The 21,310-nt window shown below is 63.1% G+C and carries 21 protein-coding genes and 1 pseudogene; 1 reads left to right on the forward strand and 21 read right to left on the reverse strand.

What is annotated here, in order from left to right:
• Nucleotides 1–6: 6 nt before the first annotated feature.
• The 18 genes from rplE to rpsL form a co-directional block, all read right to left on the reverse strand.
• Nucleotides 7–564 (reverse strand): 50S ribosomal protein L5, encoded by a 558-nt coding sequence (gene rplE / locus J4G43_RS32255; protein WP_063982584.1) that lies wholly within the window; start codon nucleotides 562–564, stop codon nucleotides 7–9.
• Nucleotides 557–871 carry a 50S ribosomal protein L24 gene (gene rplX / locus J4G43_RS32260; protein ID WP_063982583.1) on the reverse strand — a complete coding sequence of 105 codons (315 nt, stop codon included), beginning with the start codon at nucleotides 869–871 and terminating at the stop codon, nucleotides 557–559. Before rplX ends, rplE begins: the two co-directional genes overlap by 8 nt.
• Nucleotides 871–1,239 (reverse strand): 50S ribosomal protein L14, encoded by a 369-nt coding sequence (gene rplN / locus J4G43_RS32265; RefSeq protein WP_007603030.1) that lies wholly within the window; start codon nucleotides 1,237–1,239, stop codon nucleotides 871–873. Before rplN ends, rplX begins: the two co-directional genes overlap by 1 nt.
• An 84-nt stretch (nucleotides 1,240–1,323) precedes the next feature.
• The gene (gene rpsQ, locus J4G43_RS32270) at nucleotides 1,324–1,572 is read right to left on the reverse strand and encodes a 30S ribosomal protein S17 (RefSeq protein WP_063982582.1); all 249 of its coding nucleotides are present in this window, start codon (nucleotides 1,570–1,572) and stop codon (nucleotides 1,324–1,326) included.
• A 13-nt stretch (nucleotides 1,573–1,585) separates the two neighbouring features.
• Nucleotides 1,586–1,792, reverse strand: a complete 207-nt coding sequence (rpmC, locus tag J4G43_RS32275; RefSeq protein ID WP_063986292.1) for a 50S ribosomal protein L29 — start codon at nucleotides 1,790–1,792, stop codon at nucleotides 1,586–1,588.
• 5 nt (nucleotides 1,793–1,797) lie between these two features.
• Nucleotides 1,798–2,211 (reverse strand): 50S ribosomal protein L16, encoded by a 414-nt coding sequence (gene rplP, locus J4G43_RS32280; RefSeq protein ID WP_063982581.1) that lies wholly within the window; start codon nucleotides 2,209–2,211, stop codon nucleotides 1,798–1,800.
• 32 nt (nucleotides 2,212–2,243) lie between these two features.
• Nucleotides 2,244–2,969: a 30S ribosomal protein S3 gene (gene rpsC, locus J4G43_RS32285; RefSeq protein ID WP_063982580.1), complete on the reverse strand. Its 726-nt coding sequence runs from the start codon at nucleotides 2,967–2,969 to the stop codon at nucleotides 2,244–2,246.
• An 18-nt stretch (nucleotides 2,970–2,987) separates the two neighbouring features.
• Nucleotides 2,988–3,377, reverse strand: coding sequence for a 50S ribosomal protein L22 (rplV, locus tag J4G43_RS32290; RefSeq protein ID WP_011088147.1), 390 nt, complete (start codon nucleotides 3,375–3,377; stop codon nucleotides 2,988–2,990).
• Between the two features lie 10 nt (nucleotides 3,378–3,387).
• Nucleotides 3,388–3,666, reverse strand: a complete 279-nt coding sequence (rpsS, locus tag J4G43_RS32295; protein ID WP_008136357.1) for a 30S ribosomal protein S19 — start codon at nucleotides 3,664–3,666, stop codon at nucleotides 3,388–3,390.
• Nucleotides 3,667–3,678: 12 nt separating this feature from the next.
• Entirely contained in the window at nucleotides 3,679–4,512 is an 834-nt protein-coding gene (rplB, locus tag J4G43_RS32300) for a 50S ribosomal protein L2 (RefSeq protein WP_028152985.1), read from the reverse strand.
• 12 nt (nucleotides 4,513–4,524) lie between these two features.
• Nucleotides 4,525–4,827, reverse strand: coding sequence for a 50S ribosomal protein L23 (locus J4G43_RS32305; protein WP_007603019.1), 303 nt, complete (start codon nucleotides 4,825–4,827; stop codon nucleotides 4,525–4,527).
• On the reverse strand, nucleotides 4,824–5,444 hold the full coding sequence (gene rplD / locus J4G43_RS32310; protein ID WP_011088150.1) for a 50S ribosomal protein L4: 621 nt from the start codon (nucleotides 5,442–5,444) through the stop codon (nucleotides 4,824–4,826). Before rplD ends, J4G43_RS32305 begins: the two co-directional genes overlap by 4 nt.
• Nucleotide 5,445: 1 nt before the next feature.
• Complete coding sequence (rplC, locus tag J4G43_RS32315; RefSeq protein WP_063982578.1) at nucleotides 5,446–6,159, reverse strand: 50S ribosomal protein L3; 714 nt, start codon at nucleotides 6,157–6,159, stop codon at nucleotides 5,446–5,448.
• A gap of 53 nt (nucleotides 6,160–6,212) precedes the next feature.
• Nucleotides 6,213–6,521 (reverse strand): 30S ribosomal protein S10, encoded by a 309-nt coding sequence (rpsJ, locus tag J4G43_RS32320; RefSeq protein ID WP_002712302.1) that lies wholly within the window; start codon nucleotides 6,519–6,521, stop codon nucleotides 6,213–6,215.
• A gap of 84 nt (nucleotides 6,522–6,605) precedes the next feature.
• Complete coding sequence (gene tuf, locus J4G43_RS32325) at nucleotides 6,606–7,796, reverse strand: elongation factor Tu (RefSeq protein WP_063982577.1); 1,191 nt, start codon at nucleotides 7,794–7,796, stop codon at nucleotides 6,606–6,608.
• A gap of 40 nt (nucleotides 7,797–7,836) precedes the next feature.
• Nucleotides 7,837–9,909 (reverse strand): elongation factor G, encoded by a 2,073-nt coding sequence (gene fusA, locus J4G43_RS32330; protein WP_208087429.1) that lies wholly within the window; start codon nucleotides 9,907–9,909, stop codon nucleotides 7,837–7,839.
• A 30-nt stretch (nucleotides 9,910–9,939) separates the two neighbouring features.
• Nucleotides 9,940–10,410 (reverse strand): 30S ribosomal protein S7, encoded by a 471-nt coding sequence (gene rpsG, locus J4G43_RS32335; RefSeq protein ID WP_208087430.1) that lies wholly within the window; start codon nucleotides 10,408–10,410, stop codon nucleotides 9,940–9,942.
• Nucleotides 10,411–10,425: 15 nt separating this feature from the next.
• Complete coding sequence (gene rpsL, locus J4G43_RS32340; RefSeq protein ID WP_007603006.1) at nucleotides 10,426–10,797, reverse strand: 30S ribosomal protein S12; 372 nt, start codon at nucleotides 10,795–10,797, stop codon at nucleotides 10,426–10,428.
• 697 nt (nucleotides 10,798–11,494) lie between these two features.
• Between rpsL and J4G43_RS32345 the strand changes: the two are divergent.
• Nucleotides 11,495–12,727 (forward strand): annotated as a pseudogene (locus J4G43_RS32345) (FAD-dependent oxidoreductase).
• Here J4G43_RS32345 and J4G43_RS32350 read toward each other — a convergent pair.
• From J4G43_RS32350 to rpoC, 3 genes are all read right to left on the reverse strand, one after another.
• Nucleotides 12,661–14,673 (reverse strand): ABC transporter ATP-binding protein, encoded by a 2,013-nt coding sequence (locus tag J4G43_RS32350; RefSeq protein ID WP_208087431.1) that lies wholly within the window; start codon nucleotides 14,671–14,673, stop codon nucleotides 12,661–12,663. The pseudogene J4G43_RS32345 and the gene J4G43_RS32350 overlap by 67 nt on opposite strands.
• A 132-nt stretch (nucleotides 14,674–14,805) precedes the next feature.
• A complete protein-coding gene (locus J4G43_RS32355; RefSeq protein ID WP_208087432.1) occupies nucleotides 14,806–16,869 on the reverse strand; it encodes an FAD-dependent oxidoreductase in 2,064 nt (687 codons plus the stop codon).
• Between the two features lie 192 nt (nucleotides 16,870–17,061).
• Nucleotides 17,062–21,258: a DNA-directed RNA polymerase subunit beta' gene (rpoC, locus tag J4G43_RS32360; protein WP_071912831.1), complete on the reverse strand. Its 4,197-nt coding sequence runs from the start codon at nucleotides 21,256–21,258 to the stop codon at nucleotides 17,062–17,064.
• Nucleotides 21,259–21,310: the final 52 nt, after the last annotated feature.

Here is a 21,310-nt window from a genome sequence, read left to right on the forward strand (position 1 = left end):
AGCGTCTCACTGCCGGAACGGGAAATTGAAAGCGGTCAACAAGGCCCTCGCCTCGTCGTCGGTCTTGGCCGTGGTGCAGACGGTGATGTCCATACCGCGGGCTTCCGTGACCTTGTCGAAGTCGATCTCGGGGAAAATGATGTGTTCCTTGAGGCCGAGCGAGTAGTTGCCGCGGCCGTCGAAGCTCTTCGGGTTCAGGCCGCGGAAGTCGCGGACGCGCGGCAGCGCGACCGTCACCAGGCGATCGATGAACTCGTACATGCGGGCCTTGCGCAGCGTGACCTTGCAGCCGATCGGCTGGTTCTCACGCAGCTTGAAGGTCGCGATCGCGATACGCGAATAGGTCACGATCGCCTTCTGGCCGGCGATCAGCGTCAACTCAGCGGCGGCGTTCTCGGCCTTCTTACGGTCGTTGACGGAGTCGCCAACGCCCATGTTCAGCACGACCTTGTCCAGACGCGGAACCTGCATGACGTTCTCATAACCGAACTTCTCGGTCATTTCCGTCCGGATCTTCGCGTCATATTCCGCGCGCAGGCGCGGCGTGTAAGCGACCTCAGCCATCGATCTCAGCTCCCGAGCTCTTGGCGATGCGGACCTTCTTGCCGTCCGCCAGAATCTTGAATCCGACGCGGGTCGGCTTTCCATCCTTGCCGACGAACGCGATGTTGGACAGTTGGATCGGCGACTCCTTCGAGATGATGCCGCCCTCCTGGGCCTGCGTCTGCTTCTGATGACGCTTGACCATGTTGATACCGCGCACCAGCGCCGTGCCGGCGTCCGGGCGAACCTCGAATACTTCGCCGGTGCGACCCTTGTCGCGACCGGTCAGCACGACGACCTTGTCGCCCTTGCGGATCTTCGCAGCCATCACAGCACCTCCGGCGCGAGCGAGATGATCTTCATGTGGTTCTTCGCGCGCAGCTCGCGCGGCACGGGCCCGAAGATACGGGTGCCGACCGGCTCGGACTGGTTGTTGATCAGAACGGCGGCGTTGCGGTCGAAGCGGATGACCGAACCGTCGGCGCGGCGGATGTCCTTGCGGACGCGCACCACGACGGCCTTCATCACGTCGCCCTTCTTCACCTTGCCACGCGGAATCGCTTCCTTGATCGAGACGACGATGATGTCGCCGATCGTGGCGTAGCGGCGCTTGGAGCCTCCGAGCACCTTGATACACATGACACGGCGTGCGCCAGAATTGTCGGCCACGTCGAGGTTGGTCTGCATCTGAATCATTGATGCACCTCGTCCTCTTCTCTCTTGCGCCAGCCCAGCCGGCGCTCAACATTTTCCTGAAGTCAGTCGGCTAAAGCCAACAGATCAGGCGCTTTTCTTGTGTTCGCCCCGGATCACGATCCAGCGCTTCAACTTCGAAATCGGCTTGGTTTCCTCGATCCACACCATGTCGCCCGGCTTGAACTGGTTGTCCTCGTCGTGCGCGTGGTAGTTCTTCGAACGGCGGATCGTCTTCTTGTAGATCGGGTGCGTGAAGCGGCGATCGACGCGCACCACAACGGTCTTGGCAGTCTTGTCGCTGACGACCACGCCTTGCAAAGTACGTTTCGGCATATTCGTAAGCCCCTTACTTCTCTTTCGCGCGCTTCTGCGCGGCGACGGTCTTGATGCGGGCGATGTCACGGCGAGCCTCGCGCAGGCGCGAGGTGTTCTCGAGCTGCCCGGTGGCGCGCTGGAAGCGCAGGTTGAAGCGCTCCTTCTTCAGATTCAGGATGGCGTCATCCTGCTGATCAGGGCTCAATGCACGGATGTCTTCGATCTTCATCTGGGCCATGGCCATTACTCCGCAATGCGCTCGACGAAGCGCGTCTTGATCGGCAGCTTGGCGGCCGCCAGGGTCAGCGCTTCACGCGCCGTCTGGGTGTTGACGCCGTCGATCTCGAACAGCACCCGGCCGGGCTTGACGCGCGCGACCCACAGTTCCGGAGCACCCTTGCCGGAGCCCATGCGGACTTCGGCCGGCTTCTTCGACACCGGAACGTCGGGGAACACGCGGATCCAGACGCGGCCGGCGCGCTTCATGTGGCGGGTCAGCGCGCGGCGAGCGGCTTCGATCTGGCGCGCGGTAACGCGCTCCGGCTCGGTCGCCTTCAGGCCGAACTGGCCGAAGGCCAACGTCGCACCCGAAGACGCAACGCCGTGGATACGGCCCTTATGCGCCTTCCGGAACTTCGTTTTCTTAGGTTGCATCATGGCTTCAAGCCCTCAAATTCTCTGTGCTGGCGTCAGGCCGCAGCGTTGTCACGGCGCCCACGGCCACCGCGATCACCACCGCCGCCGGTCTCGCCTTCGGCCATTCTCTTGTCCTGGGCCATCGGATCGTGCTCGAGGATCTCGCCTTTGAAGATCCAGACCTTGACACCGCAGGTGCCGAAGGTCGTGAACGCGGTCGCAACGCCGTAGTCGATGTCGGCGCGCAGCGTGTGCAGCGGCACGCGACCTTCGCGGTACCACTCCATGCGCGCGATTTCCGCGCCGCCCAGACGACCCGAGCAGTTGATGCGGATGCCTTCCGCGCCGAGACGCATCGCCGACTGCACGGCGCGCTTCATGGCACGGCGGAACGCCACGCGGCGCTCGAGCTGCTGCGCGATCGACTCGGCCACCAGCGTCGCATCGAGCTCCGGCTTGCGGATCTCGACGATGTTGATGACGACGTCGGACGAGGTGATGTCCGCGACCTTCTTGCGCAGCTTATCGATGTCGGCGCCCTTCTTGCCGATCACCACGCCCGGACGAGCCGAGTGGATGGTGACGCGGCACTTCTTGTGCGGACGCTCGATCACGATGCGGGCGACGGCCGCCTGCTTGAGCTCCTTGTGCAGGATCTCGCGGATCTTGACGTCCTCGTGCAGCAGCTTGCCGTATTCCTGCTTGCCGGCGAACCAGCGGGAATCCCAGGTCCGGTTGATGCCGAGACGCAGACCGATTGGATTGATCTTTTGACCCATCGTTTTCTCCTGCGACCCTTAAGCCGCTGCTGCTTCGGCTTCGACCTGACGAACAATGATCGTCAGCTGCGAAAATGGTTTGTAGACACGGCCCGAGCGGCCACGGCCGCGGGCGGCAAAGCGCTTCATCACGAGGCCGTTGCCGACGAACGCCTGCGCCACGACGAGATCGTCGACATCGAGGTCGTGGTTGTTCTCGGCATTGGCGATAGCCGATTCCAGGCACTTCTTCACGTCAACCGCGATCCGCTTGCGCGAAAACTGCAGGTCGGCGAGCGCAGCAGCCGCCTTCCGGCCGCGAATGAGCTGGGCGACCAGGTTGAGCTTCTGCGGGCTCACCCGCAGCATCCGGGCGACCGCCTTGGCCTCGTTCTCGGCGAGGCTCCGTTCGCGCTTAGGTTTGCTCATCGTTTAATCCTCAAGCCTTCTTGGCTTTCTTGTCCCCGGAGTGGCCATGGAAGGTCCGGGTCGGCGAGAACTCGCCGAACTTGTGACCGACCATTTCCTCGTTGACGGCCACCGGGACGTGCTTCTGACCGTTGTAGACACCGAAGGTCAGGCCGACGAACTGCGGCAGGATCGTCGAGCGACGGCTCCAGATCTTGATGACGTCGTGACGGCCGGACGCGCGGGCGGCATCTGCCTTCTTGAGCAGAGAACCCTCGACGAACGGGCCTTTCCAGACTGAACGAACCATGTCCGGCGTTCCTTACTTCTTCCGCTTGTGGCGGCTTAGGAGAATGAATTTGTTGGTCGACTTGTTGCTGCGGGTCTTCTTGCCCTTGGTCGGCTTGCCCCACGGGGTGACCGGGTGGCGACCGCCCGAGGTACGACCTTCACCACCGCCGTGCGGATGGTCGATCGGGTTCATCGAGACACCGCGGTTATGCGGCTTGCGGCCCAGCCAACGGTTGCGGCCGGCCTTGCCGATCGAGGTGTTCATGTGATCCGGGTTCGACACCGCGCCGATCGTGCCGCGGCAACGGCCATGCACCAGGCGCTGCTCGCCCGAGTTCAGGCGGATGATCACGTAGTCGTGGTCGCGGCCGACGAGCTGGGCATAGGTGCCGGCGGAACGAGCGAGCTGGCCGCCCTTCCCGATCTTGACCTCGATGTTGTGGATGATCGTGCCAACCGGCATGTTGCCGAGCGGCATGACGTTGCCCGGCTTCACGTCGACATAGTTGCCGGCAACCACGGAATCACCGACGGCAAGGCGCTGCGGCGCCAGGATATAGGCCTGGGTGCCGTCTTCGTACTTGACCAGCGCGATGAACGCGGTGCGGTTCGGATCGTATTCCAGCCGCTCGACCGTCGCGGGCGCATCGACCTTGTCGCGCTTGAAGTCGACGATGCGCAGCGTCTGCTTGTGACCGCCGCCGCGGAAGCGCACGGTGATGCGACCGGTGTTGTTGCGACCGCCCGAGGAGTGCTTGCCCTCGGTGAGCGCCTTGACCGGCTTGCCCTTGTAGAGGGCCGAACGATCGACCATGACCAGCTGGCGCTGGCCCGGCGTCGTGGGATTGAATTTTTTCAGTGCCATCGTCGTACGACCTTACAGACCGGTGGTCACGTCGATCCGGTGGCCCTCTTCGAGGGTCACGATCGCGCGCTTGCTGTTCGACTGCGAGCCGAGATTGCCGCGGAAGATCTTGGTCTTGCCCTTGCGGACCAGCGTGTTGACGCTCTTGACCTTGACGTCGAACAGCTTCTCGATCGCTTCCTTGATCTGCGGCTTGGTCGCCTTCGCTGCCACCTTGAACAGGACCTTGTTGTGCTCCGAGGCGATCGTCGCCTTTTCGGTCACGACCGGCGACAAGATCACGTCGTAGTGGCGAGGCTCGATGTTCTTCGTCATTTGAAGCGCGCCTCCAGCGCATCGATGGCGGCCTTGGTCAGAACGAGCTTCTGACGGCGCAGGATGTCATAGACGTTGATGCCCTGGATCGGCAGCACGTCCATGTTCGGGATGTTGCGGGCCGCAGCGGCAAAGCCGTTGTTGAGCTCGGCGCCGTCGATGATCAGCGCGTTGGTCAAGCCGAGGCCCGAGAAGTGGCCGAGCAGCGCCTTGGTCTTCGCGGCTTCCAGCGCGGCCTTGTCGATCACCAGCAGATCGCCGTCCTTGGCCTTGGCCGACAGCGCATGCTTGAGGGCAAGCGCGCGGACCTTCTTCGGCAGGTCGGTGGCGTGCGAACGCACCACCGGACCGAAGGCACGGCCACCGCCGCGGAACTGCGGCACGCGGGCCGAGCCGTGACGAGCACCGCCGGTGCCCTTCTGCTTGTACATCTTCTTGCCGGTGCGCCAGATCTCGGCGCGGCCCTTGGCCTTGTGAGTGCCGGCCTGACGCTTGTTGAGCTGCCACTGCACGCAACGCGCAATGATGTCCTGGCGCGGCTCGAGGCCGAAAATGGCGTCGGAAAGCTGGACCGAGCCGGCTTCCTTACCTTCGAGGGTCGTGACCTTCAATTCCATCTCACGCCTCCTGCGCAGCCGGAGCAGCGTCCGCTTCGCCAGCAACCTTGAACTTGCCGGGCTTCGGAGCATCCTTCGGCAGCGGCTTCTTGACAGCGTCGCGCACGCGGATCCAGCCGCCCTTGGAGCCGGGAACGGCGCCTTCGACGAGGATCAGGCCGCGCTCGACATCGAGCTGAACGACTCGAAGGTTGAGCGTGGTGATGCGGTCGACACCCATGTGGCCGGGCATCTTCTTGTTCTTCCAGGTCTTGCCGGGGTCCTGACGGCCACCGGTCGAACCGATCGAGCGGTGCGAGACCGACACACCGTGGGTGGCGCGCAGACCGCCGAAGTTCCAGCGCTTCATACCGCCGGCGAAGCCCTTACCGACCGAGGTGCCGGTGACGTCGACGAACTGGCCGACGACGAAGTGGTCGGCAAGGATCTCGGCGCCAACGGGGATCATGGCATCCGCGGAGACGCGGAATTCCTCAACCTGCCGCTTCGGCTCGACCTTGGCGACCGCGAACTGGCCGCGCTCTGCCTTGGGCATGTACACGGTCTTGCGGCTGCCAGAACCAAGCTGGAGCGCGACGTAACCGTTCTTCTCTTCAGTGCGGTGGCCTACGACCTGGCAATTGCCGAGCTTCAGCACGGTCACGGGGATATGTTCGCCGGCCTCTGTAAAGACCCGCGTCATCCCGACCTTTTGTGCGATCACTCCGGAGCGCATCGGCGTGCTTCCTGTTCTTTCTGTCCGCTAGTCGCGAACGTGATCCAAAAATCTTAGAGCTTGATCTCGACGTCGACACCGGCGGCCAGGTCGAGCTTCATCAAAGCATCGACGGTCTGCGGGGTCGGATCGACGATGTCGAGCAGGCGCTTGTGAGTGCGCATCTCGAACTGCTCGCGGCTCTTCTTGTCGACGTGAGGCGAACGGTTGACGGTGAACTTCTCGATGCGGGTGGGCAGCGGAATGGGTCCGCGGACCTGCGCGCCGGTGCGCTTCGCCGTGTTCACGATCTCGCGGGTCGACGTATCGAGGATACGATGGTCGAACGCCTTGAGACGGATACGAATGTTTTGGCCGTTCATTGCCGTGGTCTCTCTTTAGTGGCGGGTGGCGAATAGCGAATAGCGAATGTCACACTCGCTACGCGCCAATCCCTATTCTCGTAATTACTCGATGATCGAGGCGACGACGCCGGCGCCGACGGTGCGGCCACCTTCGCGGATCGCGAAGCGGAGCTTCTCTTCCATCGCGATCGGCACGATCAGGTGCACTTCCATCGCAATGTTGTCGCCCGGCATCACCATCTCGGTGCCTTCCGGCAGATGCACGACACCGGTCACGTCGGTGGTGCGGAAGTAGAACTGCGGACGGTAGTTGGTGAAGAACGGGGTGTGGCGACCGCCCTCTTCCTTGGTGAGGATGTAGGCCTCAGCCTTGAACTTGGTGTGCGGCTTGACCGAACCCGGCTTGCACAGCACCTGGCCGCGCTCGACGTCCTCGCGCTTGGTGCCGCGGAGCAGCGCACCGATGTTGTCGCCGGCCTGGCCCTGATCGAGCAGCTTGCGGAACATTTCGACGCCCGTGACCGTGGTCTTCTGCGTGGCGCGCAGACCGACGATCTCGATTTCCTCGCCGACCTTGACGATGCCGCGCTCGACACGGCCGGTCACGACGGTGCCGCGGCCCGAGATCGAGAACACGTCTTCAACCGGCATCAGGAAGGGCTGGTCGACCGGACGCTCCGGCTGCGGAATGTACTCGTCGACATTCTTCATCAGCTCGAGGATGGCGTCATGGCCGAGCTTCTTGTCGGAATCTTCGAGAGCGGCGAGCGCCGAACCCTTGATGATCGGGATCTTGTCGCCCGGGAAGTCGTACTTCGAGAGCAGCTCGCGGACTTCGAGCTCGACGAGCTCGAGGAGTTCCGGATCGTCGACCATGTCGCACTTGTTGAGGAACACGACGAGCGCGGGCACGCCGACCTGGCGGGCGAGCAGGATGTGCTCGCGGGTCTGCGGCATCGGGCCGTCAGCGGCCGACACGACCAGGATCGCACCGTCCATCTGGGCGGCGCCGGTGATCATGTTCTTCACGTAGTCGGCGTGGCCGGGGCAGTCGACGTGGGCATAGTGGCGGTTCTTGGTCTCGTACTCGACGTGCGCCGTCGAGATCGTGATGCCGCGCGCCTTCTCTTCCGGCGCCTTGTCGATCTGGTCGTACGCCGTGAACGTCGCACCGCCGGTCTCGGCGAGGATCTTGGTGATCGCAGCCGTCAACGACGTCTTGCCATGGTCGACGTGACCGATGGTGCCGATGTTACAGTGCGGTTTGTTACGTTCAAACTTTGCTTTGGCCATTTGACTCTCCGTTCAATCGTCAGTTCGAGACCGACGACAATCAGGCAAACTTCTTCTGGACTTCTGCCGACACATTGGCCGGCGCTTCTGCGTAGTGGTCGAACTGCATGGTGAAGGTCGCGCGACCCTGGCTCATCGAGCGCAGGTTGTTCACGTACCCGAACATGTTCATGAGCGGCACCATCGCGTTGATGACGTTGGCGTTGCCGCGCATGTCCTGACCCTGGATCTGACCGCGCCGGGAATTCAGGTCGCCGATGACCGAGCCGGTGTAGTCTTCCGGGGTCACCACTTCGACCTTCATGATCGGCTCGAGCAGGACGGACTTGCCCTTCTGCAGCGCTTCGCGGAATGCCGCGCGCGATGCGATTTCGAAGGCGAGCGCCGACGAGTCGACGTCGTGGTACTTGCCGTCGACGAGCTGAACCTTGACGTCAACCACGGGGAAGCCCGCGACGACACCAGAGCCCATCACGCTGTTGAGGCCCTTTTCGACGCCCGGGATGTATTCCTTCGGAACCGCACCGCCGACGATCTTGGACTCGAACTCGTAGCCCTTGCCGGGCTCGTTCGGCTCGACCACGATCGACACTTCCGCGAACTGACCGGTACCGCCGGTCTGCTTCTTGTGGGTGTACTTGACCTCGGCCTTCTTGGTGACGCGCTCACGGAACGCAACCTGCGGCGCGCCGATGTTGGCGTCGACCTTGTAGGTACGCCTGAGGATGTCGACCTTGATGTCGAGATGGAGTTCGCCCATGCCCTTGAGGATGGTCTGGCCGGACTCCTGGTCGGTCGACACGCGGAAGGACGGATCCTCCGCGGCGAGCTTCGCCAGTGCCACGCCCAGCTTTTCCTGGTCGGCCTTGGACTTCGGCTCGATCGCGATCTCGATGACCGGCTCGGGGAATTCCATCTTCTCCAGGATCACCTGCTTGTCGGGATCGCACAGCGTGTCACCGGTGCGCGCTTCCTTCAGGCCGGCCAGCGCGACGATGTCGCCGGCATAGGCTTCCTTGATGTCCTCGCGGTTGTTCGCATGCATCAGCAGCATGCGCCCGATGCGCTCTTTCTTCTCGCGCGTCGAGTTCACGACGCCGGTGCCGCTCTGCAGGATGCCCGAGTAGATGCGGCAGAAGGTGATGGTGCCGACGAACGGGTCGTCCATGATCTTGAACGCGAGCAGCGCGAGCGGCTCCTTGTCGTCGGCCTTGCGCACGACCTCGTTGCCGCGGTCGTCGGTGCCCTTGATCGCGGGCACGTCGACCGGCGACGGCAGATAGTCGACGACGGCGTCGAGCAGCGGCTGCACGCCCTTGTTCTTGAAGGCCGAGCCGCACAGCACGGGATAGAACGCGCCGGTCAGCACCGCCTTGCGGATCAGCCGCTTTAGCGTCGCTTCATCCGGTTCGTTGCCGTCGAGGAAGGCGGCCAATGCGTCATCGTCGAGCTCGACGGCGGCTTCCACCATCTTCTCGCGGTATTCCTTGGCCTGCTCGACCATATCTTCCGGGATGTCGACATAGTCGAACTTCGCGCCGAGCGATTCATCGTTCCAGATGATGCCCTGCATCTTCACGAGGTCGACGAGACCCTTGAAGTTGTTCTCGGCACCGATCGGAAGCTGGATCGCGATCGGCTTGGCGCCGAGGCGGTCAACGATGTCGGCCAGGCACTTGAAGAAGTCGGCACCCGTCTTGTCCATCTTGTTGGCGAAGACGATGCGCGGAACCTTGTACTTGTCACCCTGGCGCCAGACGGTCTCGGTCTGGGGCTCGACGCCCTGGTTCGAGTCGAGCACGCAGACGGCGCCGTCGAGCACGCGCAGCGAACGCTCGACTTCAATGGTGAAGTCGACGTGGCCGGGGGTGTCGATGATGTTCAGGCGCTTGCCGGCCCAGAATGCGGTGGTGGCAGCCGAGGTGATCGTGATGCCACGCTCCTGCTCCTGCTCCATCCAATCCATCGTCGCGGCACCTTCGTGCACTTCGCCGATCTTGTGGCTCTTGCCGGTGTAATAGAGGATGCGCTCGGTGGTCGTGGTCTTGCCGGCATCGATATGCGCCATGATACCGAAATTGCGGTAGTTCTCTATGGCATGAACGCGAGGCATGGGTTGATCCTTAGATTCCGTGTTTCGCCGTTACCAGCGATAGTGCGAGAAGGCGCGGTTGGCTTCCGCCATCCGGTGCACGTCTTCGCGCTTCTTGACGGCGTTGCCGCGGTTGTTCGAGGCGTCGAGCAGCTCAGCCGAGAGCCGCTCGGTCATCGTCTTCTCGTTGCGATCGCGCGCGGCCGAGATCAGCCAGCGAATGCCCAGCGCCTGACGGCGCACCGAACGAACTTCGACCGGCACCTGGTAGGTCGCGCCGCCGACGCGGCGGGAGCGCACTTCGATCGTCGGCATGACGTTCTCGAGTGCCTGCTCGAACACGCCGAGGGGGCTCTGCTTGGTCTTGGCTTCGATGATGCCGAACGCACCGTAGACGATGCCTTCGGCGACCGACTTCTTGCCGGCGTACATCACCGAGTTCATGAACTTCGTGACGATGACGTTCCCGAACTTCGGATCGGGAAGAACTTCGCGCTTTTCCGCTGAGTGGCGACGAGACATTGAGCTGGTTCCCGCTTACTTCGGACGCTTCGCGCCGTACTTCGAACGACGCTGCTTACGGTTCTTGACGCCCTGGGTATCCAGAACGCCGCGGAGGATGTGGTAGCGCACGCCGGGCAAGTCCTTGACGCGGCCGCCGCGGATCATGACCACCGAGTGCTCCTGGAGGTTATGACCTTCGCCGGGGATGTAGCCGATCACCTCGAAGCCGTTCGTCAGGCGCACCTTGGCAACCTTACGAAGCGCCGAGTTCGGCTTCTTCGGGGTCGTGGTGTAGACGCGGGTGCAAACACCACGCTTCTGCGGCGACTGCTGCAGCGCCGGCACCTTCTTGCGCGACTTCTGCACTTCACGCGGTTGAGCGATCAGCTGGTTGATCGTCGGCATCCTGGCCCTACCCTTTGTTCTGCCGCGGTCCCTTCCGGGTCCGCTGTCTTGGCGCGGCCCGTTGCCGGATCCGCAATTCTTTCGGGCCACCCGCCCGACGAGGTCGCCTCGCACGGAACAATCCGCACAAAGCGAAATTGCGCCAACCGCTCCATCACCGAGCGGAAAGCGTTACGACGCCACAGAGGACCGCAGTTTCAGGCCAATCAGCATAAAGCTGCGGCCCGCGCACCGAGGTCATGCACCCGAATTCGATCTCAAGAGAACGAGCTCAAAAGACCTAAAATCGCACTGGCATTGCCTAGCTATGATCGACAGCGTTTGAGCGGCATTCGTCGAGGTTGGTGCCCGTCTTAGCGATCCCTGAGGATCCGATCCTTGGGGATCTAATCCCTGCGGATCAACGGGTGGCCCGTTCCGACGCTGGCGATGCTCACCGCCTGTCGTTAAGTGAGGCGCTTTCTATAAGTGAGAGTCGGCCAAGTCAAGGTGAAACGACAGTCAGAAAACGCTTCTGCCACCTGACGAAATCGCTGTTTGCCCGCACTCACCGCGCCTGCCGGATATGGGGACCGGACGCCTGTTCCGCCAGCCCAAAAACGATTTATACCCGGGCAAAATGTACTTTTATAACTCTTGCTAAGGCTTTTTTTCCTGTTGATGCGTCAATCTGCCGCCTGCGGCAGAGATTTGCACCATGCGCTACACCGACATTGCCATTATCGGCGGGGGATTGTCCGGCTCAACCGCCGCCGCAATGCTCGGCAGCGCCGGCATTTCGACGCTGCTGATCGACCCGCATGAGAGCTATCCGGCGGACTTTTGAGTCGAAAAACTCAGTGGTCCCGTCCAGGTCGAGCGATTCCTGAAGACCGGAATCGGAGAATCGGTGCTGCGCCGAGCGACCTTTGCCGGCGAAAACTGGATCGCTCGATTCGGCCGTTTGCTCGACAAGGCACCGAGTCGGCAGTTCAACATCCTCTACGATTCGCTCGTCAACGCCGTCCGCGACGAGATCCCTGCCGGCGTCGAGCGCATCTGCGCCAAGGCGGTCTCGCTCGAGACGAGCCCGGAGCGGCAAAAGATCACGCTCTCCAATGAGGAGACGATCTCGGCCCGGCTGGTCGTGCTCGCCAACGGCCTGAACGTCGGCCTGCGCCACCAGCTCGGCATCGCGAGAAAAGTCATCAGCGCCTGCCATTCGATCTCGATCGGGTTCGACGTGGTGCCGGCGGGACGGAATTCGTTCGACTTCCCGGCACTGACCTATTTCTCGGAACGGCCGAGCGACCGAATCCCCTACATCACACTGTTTCCGACCGGTCCGCGGATGCGCGCCAATCTGTTCGTCTATCGCGGCGTCGACGACCCATGGCTGCGCGAATTGCGCCGCGCGCCAGCCGAGACGCTGAACGCCGCCCTGCCCCGGCTCAAGCGCATCACCGGCGCCTTCGACATCGCCGGCGAGATCAAGATCCGTCCGGTCGACCTCTATGTGAACGACGCAAGCGGCCAGCCCGGCCTCGTGCTGGTGGGCGATGCGTTCTCGACCTCCTGCCCCGCCGCCGGCACCGGCTGTGACAAGGTCTTCACCGACGTCGAGCGGCTCTGCAACGTCCATATCCCGGAGTGGCTCGCCTCCGACGGGATGGACGGGGCCAAGATCGCCACCTTCTACGCCGATCCGGTCAAGCGGGCCTGCGACGAATGGTCGGCGGCGAAGGCGTTCGAGTTCCGCTCCGTCTCGACCGCGACGAGTCCCTACTGGACCGCGCAGCGCTGGGCGCGCTTCATCGCTTGGTCAGTTCAAGGCTTGCTGCGGCCGCTCGGAGGAGCAATTCATCTGGAGCCGAACTTCCTCGGTCACGCCTCCTCGTCGTCCTCGTCCTCATCATCCTCGTCGTCATCGTCGCTGTCGTCATCGGCCTGAGCCACAGCGCCATGCGGCTGGTGGATCTGGTCGTTCCACAGCTTGCGATAGGTGCCGTTCCTGGCGAGCAGCTCGGCATGCGAGCCGCGCTCGATCGCCCTGCCCCCTGAGATCACGATGATCTCGTCCATCTCGACCACGGAGGTCAGGCGATGGGTCGACCAGATCATGGTGCGCCCCTTCGCGACCTTCAGCAGCGTGCGGTTGATCGCGGCCTCGGTGGTCTGGTCGAGCGCCGAGGTGGCTTCGTCCAGCAGCAGCACGGAAGGGTTACGGATGACCGCGCGCGCAATCGCGATGCGCTGGCGCTGGCCGCCCGACAGCGTATCGCCGCGCTCGCCGACCGGCGTGTCGTAGCGCTGCGGCAGGCTCATGATGTAGCGGTGGATCTCGGCCTTCTTGGCGGCGTCCTCCACCTCCTCGTCGGTCGCGCCTTCCTTGCCGAGCCGGATGTTCTCGCGAATCGACATGTTGAACAGCATGTTCTCCTGGAACACCACCGCCATGCTCCGGCGCAGCGAATCCAGCGTCACCTTGCGCACGTCGACGCCGTCGATGGCGACGCGCCCCTCGTTGGGCACGTACAGCCGCAGGATCAAATTGAGCAGCGTGCTCTTGCCGGAGCCCGAGGGGCCGACGATGGCGATGCGCTTGCCGGCGTTGAGCTTGAGGCTGAGATTGTCCAGCACCGGCGTCTGGCTGCCTTCGTACTGGAACGTCACGTGGTCGAAGGTGATGTCGTTGGTGATGCGCGGCAGATCGGGCGCGCCGGGACGATCGGCGCCGCGCGTCGGCTCATCCAGCAGCTCCTGCATGTGGCGGATCGCGGCCGCCGAGGAGATCGACACCGGGATGAAGTGCATCACGTGGGCGATGTTGTAGGAGACCTCCCAGAACGCGCTCTCGAAGGTGACGAAGGTGCCGATGGTGATCTGGCCCTTGGTCGCCAGATAGGCGCCGATCGCGAGCACGACGAGGTGCAGCAGCAGCACCGAAATGGTGACCGTCCGCTCCACCATGGTCGACAGGAACGCAGCCGAAGCGATCTTGCGGCGGGTCTCGTCGTTGCGGAAGCTGAAGAAGCCGAACATCTTGCGTTGCAGGCTGAACGCCTTGATCACGGCCTGCGCGGCCACGTTCTCCTGCACCATGCCGAGCAGCGCGCTCTCGTTCTGCTTCTGCTCGTAATTGGCCTGCACCGCCTTCGGGGTGAGGATGCGCGGCCCGATCAGCGTGATCGGGAACACCAGCAGCGCGACCGCGGCGAGCTGCCAGTTCAGGAACAACATCAGGATGATGCCGGCGATCAATTCCAGGAACGGCAGCGCCGCACTGTTGGCGAAGGTCTTGACCGAGCCCTCGAAGGCCGAAAGGTCGACGGAAAAGCGCGACAGGATCTCGCCGCGCTTGGTGCGGCCGAAATAGGCCGCCGGCAGGTCCTGGACGTGCTCGAACAGGCGCTTGCGGACATCGGAGATGATGCAGGCAGCCAGCCTGGCGTCCCAGCGCTCGTACCAGACCGCCACGATCGAGGTGAAGATGCCGGCGACCGCGAGCACGCCGAGGATCTTGTAGAGCGCCTGGAAATCCTCCTCGCCGAGCGCGTCGTCGATCAGGTACTTCAGGCTGAGCGGCATGATGACGTTGAACAGCGTCTCGACGCAGACGCCGAACGCCACGAATGACAGCATCCGCTTGTAGTTGGACAGGAACGGCTTGACGAAACCCAGGATGGTCGCGAGCGCGCCTGCGGCCTCGCGCGCGGTAAAGACGACGAGCTCCTCGTCCTCATCGTCGTCGTCGAGCTCCAGCTCGTCATCCTCCTCGTCTTCGTCGTCCTCGTCGTCTTCGAGGTCCGGCTTGACTGGGACAAGCTTGTCGTCGAGCTCGGCCGCCTCTTCCGTGGCGAGTTTCTGTTTGTCGGGCGGGAGGGGCTTGGACGCCATGAAACCAACCGATGCTGACGGCCGGCATGACCGCGGAGAAAGCAGGAAATAGCGGCAACCGCTATCGCACCGATTCTATGCGATCATGACGAATTCGGCAAAGCAATTGGCTACGCCGGTCCGATCCTGTCTCTAGTCGTCGTCCTCACCCTCGACCTTGTCGAAGAAGGAATAACGCAGGCTGTCGGCGTCGGCGTACCACTGGCCCGGGCCCTTGTTGGCGGCAAGCGTCGCCTCCCAGAGCGCATCGGTGCAGTCCTTGCGATGCATCGACAGGTCAAAGCCGTTGCCGAAGAATAGCTCGGACCATTCCCACCAGGTGCCGAGCTTCTTGACGCCGCGCAGCAGGTCGTAGCGGTCGATCACCACCGAAGCCATGTCCGAGGTGATCGAGCCGAACACGAGGCCGGTCTTGACCACGCGGTTCAGTTCGCGGATCGCGCGGACCACCTGCTTCGGGGAAACATGGCAGAGGCTGGTCTCGAACACGAAGTCGAAGGCGCCATCCTTGAACGGCATGTCGGTGATCGAGCCGAGCTTGTTGTACTTCTTCAGCGCCTTCGGCGTCCTGGCGTGGATGGCGCGGTTGTTCTCGATGCCGAAGGCATCGATGCCGCGATCGCGCAGCGCGCCCACCAGTTCGCCGCTGGCCGAGCCCGCGACCAGCAGCTTGGCGCCCCTGGCCTTGCCCCAGACGATGCCGATCAGCTTGGTGAGATAATCGGGATCGGTGAAGTGGCGCCAAGCTTCGCTGTAGGGACCGAGGCCGCGATAGTTCTCGAAATAGTCGCGGTCGATCTTGTCCGAGACCGGCTCGCCCTCCTCCTGTCCGCGCTCGCGGCGCAGGCGCATCATCTCGGTCAGGATGATGTCGGTCGCCGCGTCCGAGGAGTCGAGCAGACCGTTCAGCGTGGAGTCGAACAGATAATCGCCGACCACCACGATGCCGGGATGCTCCTTCGGCTCCGGCCGGTGATTGGTCATGACGTCGCGCACGGGCAGACCGCCGGGGATGGCGTTCACCGACGACAGCCAGCGGTGGATCTTGCCTTCCACGAAATGCGAACGCGCATCGCCGAGCGAGGCGGGCAGCGATTTCAGTGCGGCGTCGATCAGCTCCTGATCCGACAAATTGGCGAAGGCCAGCGCGTCGGAGCCGGGAATCAGCCAGTTCAGCACGCCGTGCTTGCCAACGTCATGGCGCGCGCCCTCGTTGTAGACGCAGCAGCCGCCGAAGGCTTCCGACATGAACCAGGCGCCGGAAATCTTCTCGCCCCAGAACGGCGTGTCGAACAGGATCGAGACGCGCAGATAGTGCGCGGGACGATCGAAATACGAGACGTGCTTGACCATCGACTTACGGAGCTGCTCGCCTTCCCAGCCCATCGTCGCGAGCCACGAATGCGGCAGGCAGACCAGCACGAGGTCGAAGTCGCGCGTCTCCGGCCCCTTGCCGTTCATCATCTTCAGCTGGTAGCGGCCGGTCGGCGCCTTGCCGACGGTGAGCACGCGGTGATTGAGCTGGACGTCGGCGTTGACCTCTGACTGCAGGCACTCGATCAGCTGCTCGTTGCCGTTCTGTATGGAATAGAGGCCGATATAGCCGTCGACATCCATCAGGTAGTTCTTGAGCGCGTTGAGCCCGTTGGTGTTGTGGCTTTCGGTCGCGATGTCGGAGCGCGCCATCACCTTGAAGAAACGCTTCGCGGTTTCGTCCTCGACCTCCTCGTCGAGCACCTGCTCGGCGGTCTTGTAGGCCCAGGGATTCTCGTTGTCGTGCGCGCCGACGCCCTCGTAATATTCGATCGGCGTCATCGCCTCGGCGCAGCGGTTCCGGAACGCCTCGATCGCCGCCGCAGTCTTGGCGCCGTATTTGCGGCGCATGCCCGCGACGTCGTTGAGGAGCTCGCCGCCGAACTGCACCTGCTCGGCGTCCATCGGAATGGTCTGAAGTCCGAAATGCTGGATCAGCTCGCGCAGCGGATCGGGACCGGTCATCGAGTAGTCGTAGATCTCGGCAACGCCGGCCTCGTACATCGCCGGCGCGGAATCGAATTTGCGCGTGACGATCTTGCCGCCGAGCCGGTCGGAGGCCTCGTAGATGGTGATGCGGCAGAGGTCGCCGAGCTTACGCTTCAAGTACCAGGCGCTCATCAGCCCGCCGGGGCCGCCGCCTACGATTGCGAGATCAAGCATATGAGTTCCGTGGTCTCCGGCCCTGCCCCCGTCACGGGACCACCGGTCTAACTTCCCTTAGCAGAAGCGCTTTTGCGCCTGAAGGAAAGATGAACAAAGGTTGATCCTGCACCGCAACAGGCAAACAAAGCAGCAAAAAGGCCGGCTTGCGCCGGCCTTTTCATTGTCCTCGGTATTCCTACGGATGAAGGATTATTCCGCAGGAGGCAGCGCAGGAAGCTCCGCTTCCGGCGCGGGCGACACGACGGCCGCCTGCTTCTCGCGCTCGTCCAGGATCAGCTTGTCGCGCTTCATCGCGACTTCGCGGATCTTGGCCATGGAGGCGCCGGTGCCCGCCGGGATCAGCCGGCCGACGATGACGTTCTCCTTGAGGCCTTCGAGCGGATCGACCTTGCCGTTGACCGCCGCTTCCGTGAGGACGCGGGTGGTCTCCTGGAACGAGGCCGCCGAGAAGAAGGAGCGGGTCTGAAGGCTCGCCTTGGTGATGCCGAGCAGAACCGGCGTTCCCGTAGCGATCTTCTTGCCCTCTTCCTTCGCCTTCTCGTTGAGCGCGTCGAACTCGATCTTGTCGACCTGCTCGCCGGAGATCATGTCCGTGTCGCCCTGGTCGGTGACTTCCACCTTCTGGAGCATCTGACGGACAATCACCTCGATGTGCTTGTCGTTGATGAGCACGCCCTGGAGCCGGTAGACCTCCTGGATCTCGTTGACCAGATAGGCCGCAAGCTCCTCGATGCCCTTGACCGCCAGGATGTCGTGCGGCGCCGGGTTGCCTTCGACGATGAAGTCGCCCTTTTCGACGACGTCGCCGTCCTGAAGGTGGATGTGCTTGCCCTTCGGGATCAGGTACTCGCGTGCCTCGTCGGTCTTGTCCATCGGCTCGATCGAGATGCGACGCTTGTTCTTGTAGTCGCGTCCGAACCGGATGGTGCCCGAGATTTCGGCGATGATCGCCGCATCCTTCGGACGCCGTGCCTCGAACAGTTCCGCCACCCGCGGCAGACCGCCGGTGATGTCACGCGTCTTGGCGCTTTCGGTCGAGACACGGGCGAGGATGTCGCCCGTATTGACCTTGGCTCCGACGTCGACCGAGAGAATGGCATCGACCGACAGCATGTAGCGGGCATCGCCGCCACGGGCGAGCTTGAGCACCTTGCCGTCCTTGCCCTTGACCACGATGGCCGGACGCAGGTCCGCGCCGCCGCGGGTCGAGCGCCAGTCGATGACCACGCGCTTGGCGATACCGGTGGCCTCGTCGAGCGTTTCCGAGATCGACTGCCCCTCGACCAGATCCTCGAAGCCGATGGTACCTTCGACTTCGGTGAGCAGCGGACGGGTGTAGGGATCCCACTCGACGATGCGCTGGCCGCGCTTGACGGTGTCGCCCTCGTCGACGTGCAGGCGCGAACCGTACTGGATACGGTGCGTCGCACGCTCGGTGCCGTCGGCATCGACGATCGCGATCACCATGTTGCGGACCATCGCGACCAGGTGACCTTCGCTGTTGCGGGCGATGGCCTTGTTCCGGATCACGATCTTGCCGTCGAAGTTGGATTCGACGAACGACTGCTCGTTGAGCTGCGCCGCACCACCGATGTGGAAGGTGCGCATGGTCAGCTGGGTGCCGGGCTCGCCGATCGACTGCGCCGCGATGACGCCGACGGCTTCACCGTGGTTGACCGGCGTGCCGCGGGCGAGGTCGCGGCCGTAGCACATGCCGCAGATGCCGTTGACGAGCTCGCAGGTCAGTGCCGAGCGGATCTTCACCTCCTGCACGCCACCCTGGTGGATGGCGTCCAGATGGCTCTCTTCCATCAGCGTACCGCGCTTGATGATCACCTTGCCCGAGCTGTCACGCACGTCTTCGCAGGCCGTACGGCCGAGGATGCGCGAGCCGAGCGAGGCGACCACGGTGCCGGCATCGACGATGGCGCGCATCTTGATGCCGAGCTTGGTGCCGCAGTCGTTCTGCGTGATGATGCAGTCCTGCGCCACGTCGACGAGACGACGGGTCAGGTAGCCCGAGTTCGCGGTCTTCAACGCGGTGTCCGCGAGGCCCTTACGGGCGCCGTGGGTCGAGTTGAAGTACTCGAGCACCGAGAGGCCTTCCTTGAAGTTCGAGATGATCGGCGTCTCGATGATCTCACCCGACGGCTTGGCCATCAGGCCGCGCATGCCGGCGAGCTGGCGCATCTGGGCCGGCGAACCGCGGGCACCGGAGTGAGCCATCATGTAGATCGAGTTGATGTCGGCATCCGCCCCGCTCGCCGTCTTCTTGGTCGAGGAGATCTCCTTCATCATCGCCTTGGCGATTTCTTCCGTGGCCTTCGACCAGGCGTCGACGACCTTGTTGTACTTCTCGCCATGGGTGATCAGACCGTCGTTGTACTGCTGCTCGAAATCCTTCGCCAGCGTACGGGTGGTGTCGACGATCTTCCACTTGGAGTGCGGCACGACCATGTCGTCCTTGCCGAACGAGATGCCGGCCTTGAACGCGTTGTAGAAGCCGAGCGCCATGATGCGGTCGCAGAAGATCACAGTCTCCTTCTGGCCGCAGTGACGGTAGACCTGGTCGATGACGCCCGAGATTTCGCGCTTGGTCATCAGCTTGTTGATGATCTCGTACGAAATCCGCGGGTTCTTCGGCAGCAGATTGCCGAGCATGACGCGACCCGCGGTGGTCTCGATCCAGCGCGTCGAGACCTTGCCGGTCTCGTCCATGCCCTGCCACCGATACTTGATCTTGGTGTGGAGGTGGATGACCTTCGCGTGCAGCGCGTGCTCGAGCTCGGCCATGTCGCCGAAGATCTTGCCCTCGCCGGGCAGGCCTTCGCGCATGATCGAGACGTAGTAGAGACCGAGCACGATGTCCTGCGACGGCACGATGATCGGCTGGCCGTTCGCCGGATGCAGGATGTTGTTGGTCGACATCATCAGGACGCGCGCTTCCAGCTGCGCTTCGAGCGACAGCGGAACGTGCACGGCCATCTGGTCGCCGTCGAAGTCGGCGTTGAACGCGGCGCAGACCAGCGGATGCAGCTGGATCGCCTTGCCCTCGATCAGCACGGGCTCGAACGCCTGGATGCCGAGACGATGCAGCGTCGGTGCGCGGTTGAGCAGCACCGGATGCTCGCGGATGACCTCGTCCAGGATGTCCCAGACCTCGGGCCGCTCCTTCTCGACCAGCTTCTTCGCCTGCTTCACGGTGGTGGACAGGCCCTTGGCGTCAAGCCGCGAGTAGATGAACGGCTTGAACAGCTCGAGCGCCATCTTCTTCGGCAGGCCGCACTGATGCAGGCGCAGCTCGGGACCGACCACGATCACCGAACGGCCCGAATAGTCGACGCGCTTGCCGAGCAGGTTCTGACGGAAGCGACCCTGCTTGCCCTTGAGCATGTCGGCGAGCGACTTCAGCGGACGCTTGTTGGCGCCCGTGATGACGCGGCCGCGGCGGCCGTTGTCGAACAGCGCATCGACCGCTTCCTGAAGCATGCGCTTCTCGTTGCGGATGATGATGTCCGGCGCGCGCAGCTCCATCAGCCGCTTCAAGCGGTTGTTGCGGTTGATGACGCGGCGGTAGAGGTCGTTGAGGTCCGAGGTCGCGAAGCGGCCGCCGTCCAGCGGCACCAGCGGACGCAGGTCCGGCGGAATCACCGGAACCACGGTCATGATCATCCATTCCGGCTTGTTGCCGGAGTGGCGGAACGCTTCCACGATCTTCAGGCGCTTGGCGAGCTTCTTGTGCTTGATGTCGGAGTCGGTCTCCTGCATCTCGAGGCGCAAGGTGGCTTCGAGCTTCTCGAGGTCCATGCCCTTGAGCAGCTCGCGGATCGCTTCCGCGCCGATCATGGCGGTGAAGGAATCCTGACCGTACTCGTCCTGCGCCTTCAGATACTCGTCTTCCGACAAGAGCTGACGGTCCTTGAGCGCGGTGAGGCCCGGCTCGAGCACGACGTAATATTCGAAGTAGAGGATCCGCTCGAGATCCTTCAGCGTCATGTCCAGCAGAAGGCCGATGCGCGAGGGCAGCGACTTCAGGAACCAGATGTGGGCGACGGGGGCTGCGAGCTCGATATGGCCCATGCGCTCGCGCCGGACGCGCGACAGCGTGACCTCGACCGAGCACTTCTCGCAGATGATGCCCTTGTACTTCATGCGCTTGTACTTGCCGCACAAGCACTCGTAGTCCTTGATCGGCCCGAAGATGCGGGCGCAGAACAGGCCGTCGCGCTCGGGCTTGAAGGTACGGTAGTTGATGGTCTCCGGCTTCTTGATCTCGCCGTAGGACCAGGACAGAATCTTCTCAGGAGACGCGATCGAAATCCGGATCTGGTCGAAGACCTGAGCCGGAGTCGTCGGGTTGAAGAGATTCATAATTTCTTGGTTCATCGTCTTCTCCTCGCGTGCCGGTCGCCTACGGCCGCAAATTCGAAAATCACTC

This window comes from Bradyrhizobium barranii subsp. barranii (genome assembly GCF_017565645.3).
In the GTDB taxonomy this organism is placed as follows: Bacteria; Pseudomonadota; Alphaproteobacteria; order Rhizobiales; family Xanthobacteraceae; genus Bradyrhizobium; species Bradyrhizobium barranii.

Excerpts from the sequence above, each read along its gene's own strand:
- rplE (WP_063982584.1), bottom strand. The coding sequence starts at position 564 with ATGGCTGAGGTCGCTTACACGCCGCGCCTGCGCGCGGAATATGACGCG.
- rplX (WP_063982583.1), bottom strand. The coding sequence starts at position 871 with ATGGCTGCGAAGATCCGCAAGGGCGACAAGGTCGTCGTGCTGACCGGT.
- rplN (WP_007603030.1), bottom strand. The coding sequence starts at position 1,239 with ATGATTCAGATGCAGACCAACCTCGACGTGGCCGACAATTCTGGCGCA.
- rpsQ (WP_063982582.1), bottom strand. The coding sequence starts at position 1,572 with ATGCCGAAACGTACTTTGCAAGGCGTGGTCGTCAGCGACAAGACTGCC.
- rpmC (WP_063986292.1), bottom strand. The coding sequence starts at position 1,792 with ATGGCCCAGATGAAGATCGAAGACATCCGTGCATTGAGCCCTGATCAG.
- rplP (WP_063982581.1), bottom strand. The coding sequence starts at position 2,211 with ATGATGCAACCTAAGAAAACGAAGTTCCGGAAGGCGCATAAGGGCCGT.
- rpsC (WP_063982580.1), bottom strand. The coding sequence starts at position 2,969 with ATGGGTCAAAAGATCAATCCAATCGGTCTGCGTCTCGGCATCAACCGG.
- rplV (WP_011088147.1), bottom strand. The coding sequence starts at position 3,377 with ATGAGCAAACCTAAGCGCGAACGGAGCCTCGCCGAGAACGAGGCCAAG.
- rpsS (WP_008136357.1), bottom strand. The coding sequence starts at position 3,666 with ATGGTTCGTTCAGTCTGGAAAGGCCCGTTCGTCGAGGGTTCTCTGCTC.
- rplB (WP_028152985.1), bottom strand. The coding sequence starts at position 4,512 with ATGGCACTGAAAAAATTCAATCCCACGACGCCGGGCCAGCGCCAGCTG.
- J4G43_RS32305 (WP_007603019.1), bottom strand. The coding sequence starts at position 4,827 with ATGACGAAGAACATCGAGCCTCGCCACTACGACGTGATCTTGTCGCCG.
- rplD (WP_011088150.1), bottom strand. The coding sequence starts at position 5,444 with ATGGAATTGAAGGTCACGACCCTCGAAGGTAAGGAAGCCGGCTCGGTC.
- rplC (WP_063982578.1), bottom strand. The coding sequence starts at position 6,159 with ATGCGCTCCGGAGTGATCGCACAAAAGGTCGGGATGACGCGGGTCTTT.
- rpsJ (WP_002712302.1), bottom strand. The coding sequence starts at position 6,521 with ATGAACGGCCAAAACATTCGTATCCGTCTCAAGGCGTTCGACCATCGT.
- tuf (WP_063982577.1), bottom strand. The coding sequence starts at position 7,796 with ATGGCCAAAGCAAAGTTTGAACGTAACAAACCGCACTGTAACATCGGC.
- fusA (WP_208087429.1), bottom strand. The coding sequence starts at position 9,909 with ATGCCTCGCGTTCATGCCATAGAGAACTACCGCAATTTCGGTATCATG.
- rpsG (WP_208087430.1), bottom strand. The coding sequence starts at position 10,410 with ATGTCTCGTCGCCACTCAGCGGAAAAGCGCGAAGTTCTTCCCGATCCG.
- rpsL (WP_007603006.1), bottom strand. The coding sequence starts at position 10,797 with ATGCCGACGATCAACCAGCTGATCGCTCAACCGCGTGAAGTGCAGAAG.
- J4G43_RS32350 (WP_208087431.1), bottom strand. The coding sequence starts at position 14,673 with ATGGCGTCCAAGCCCCTCCCGCCCGACAAACAGAAACTCGCCACGGAA.
- J4G43_RS32355 (WP_208087432.1), bottom strand. The coding sequence starts at position 16,869 with ATGCTTGATCTCGCAATCGTAGGCGGCGGCCCCGGCGGGCTGATGAGC.
- rpoC (WP_071912831.1), bottom strand. The coding sequence starts at position 21,258 with ATGAACCAAGAAATTATGAATCTCTTCAACCCGACGACTCCGGCTCAG.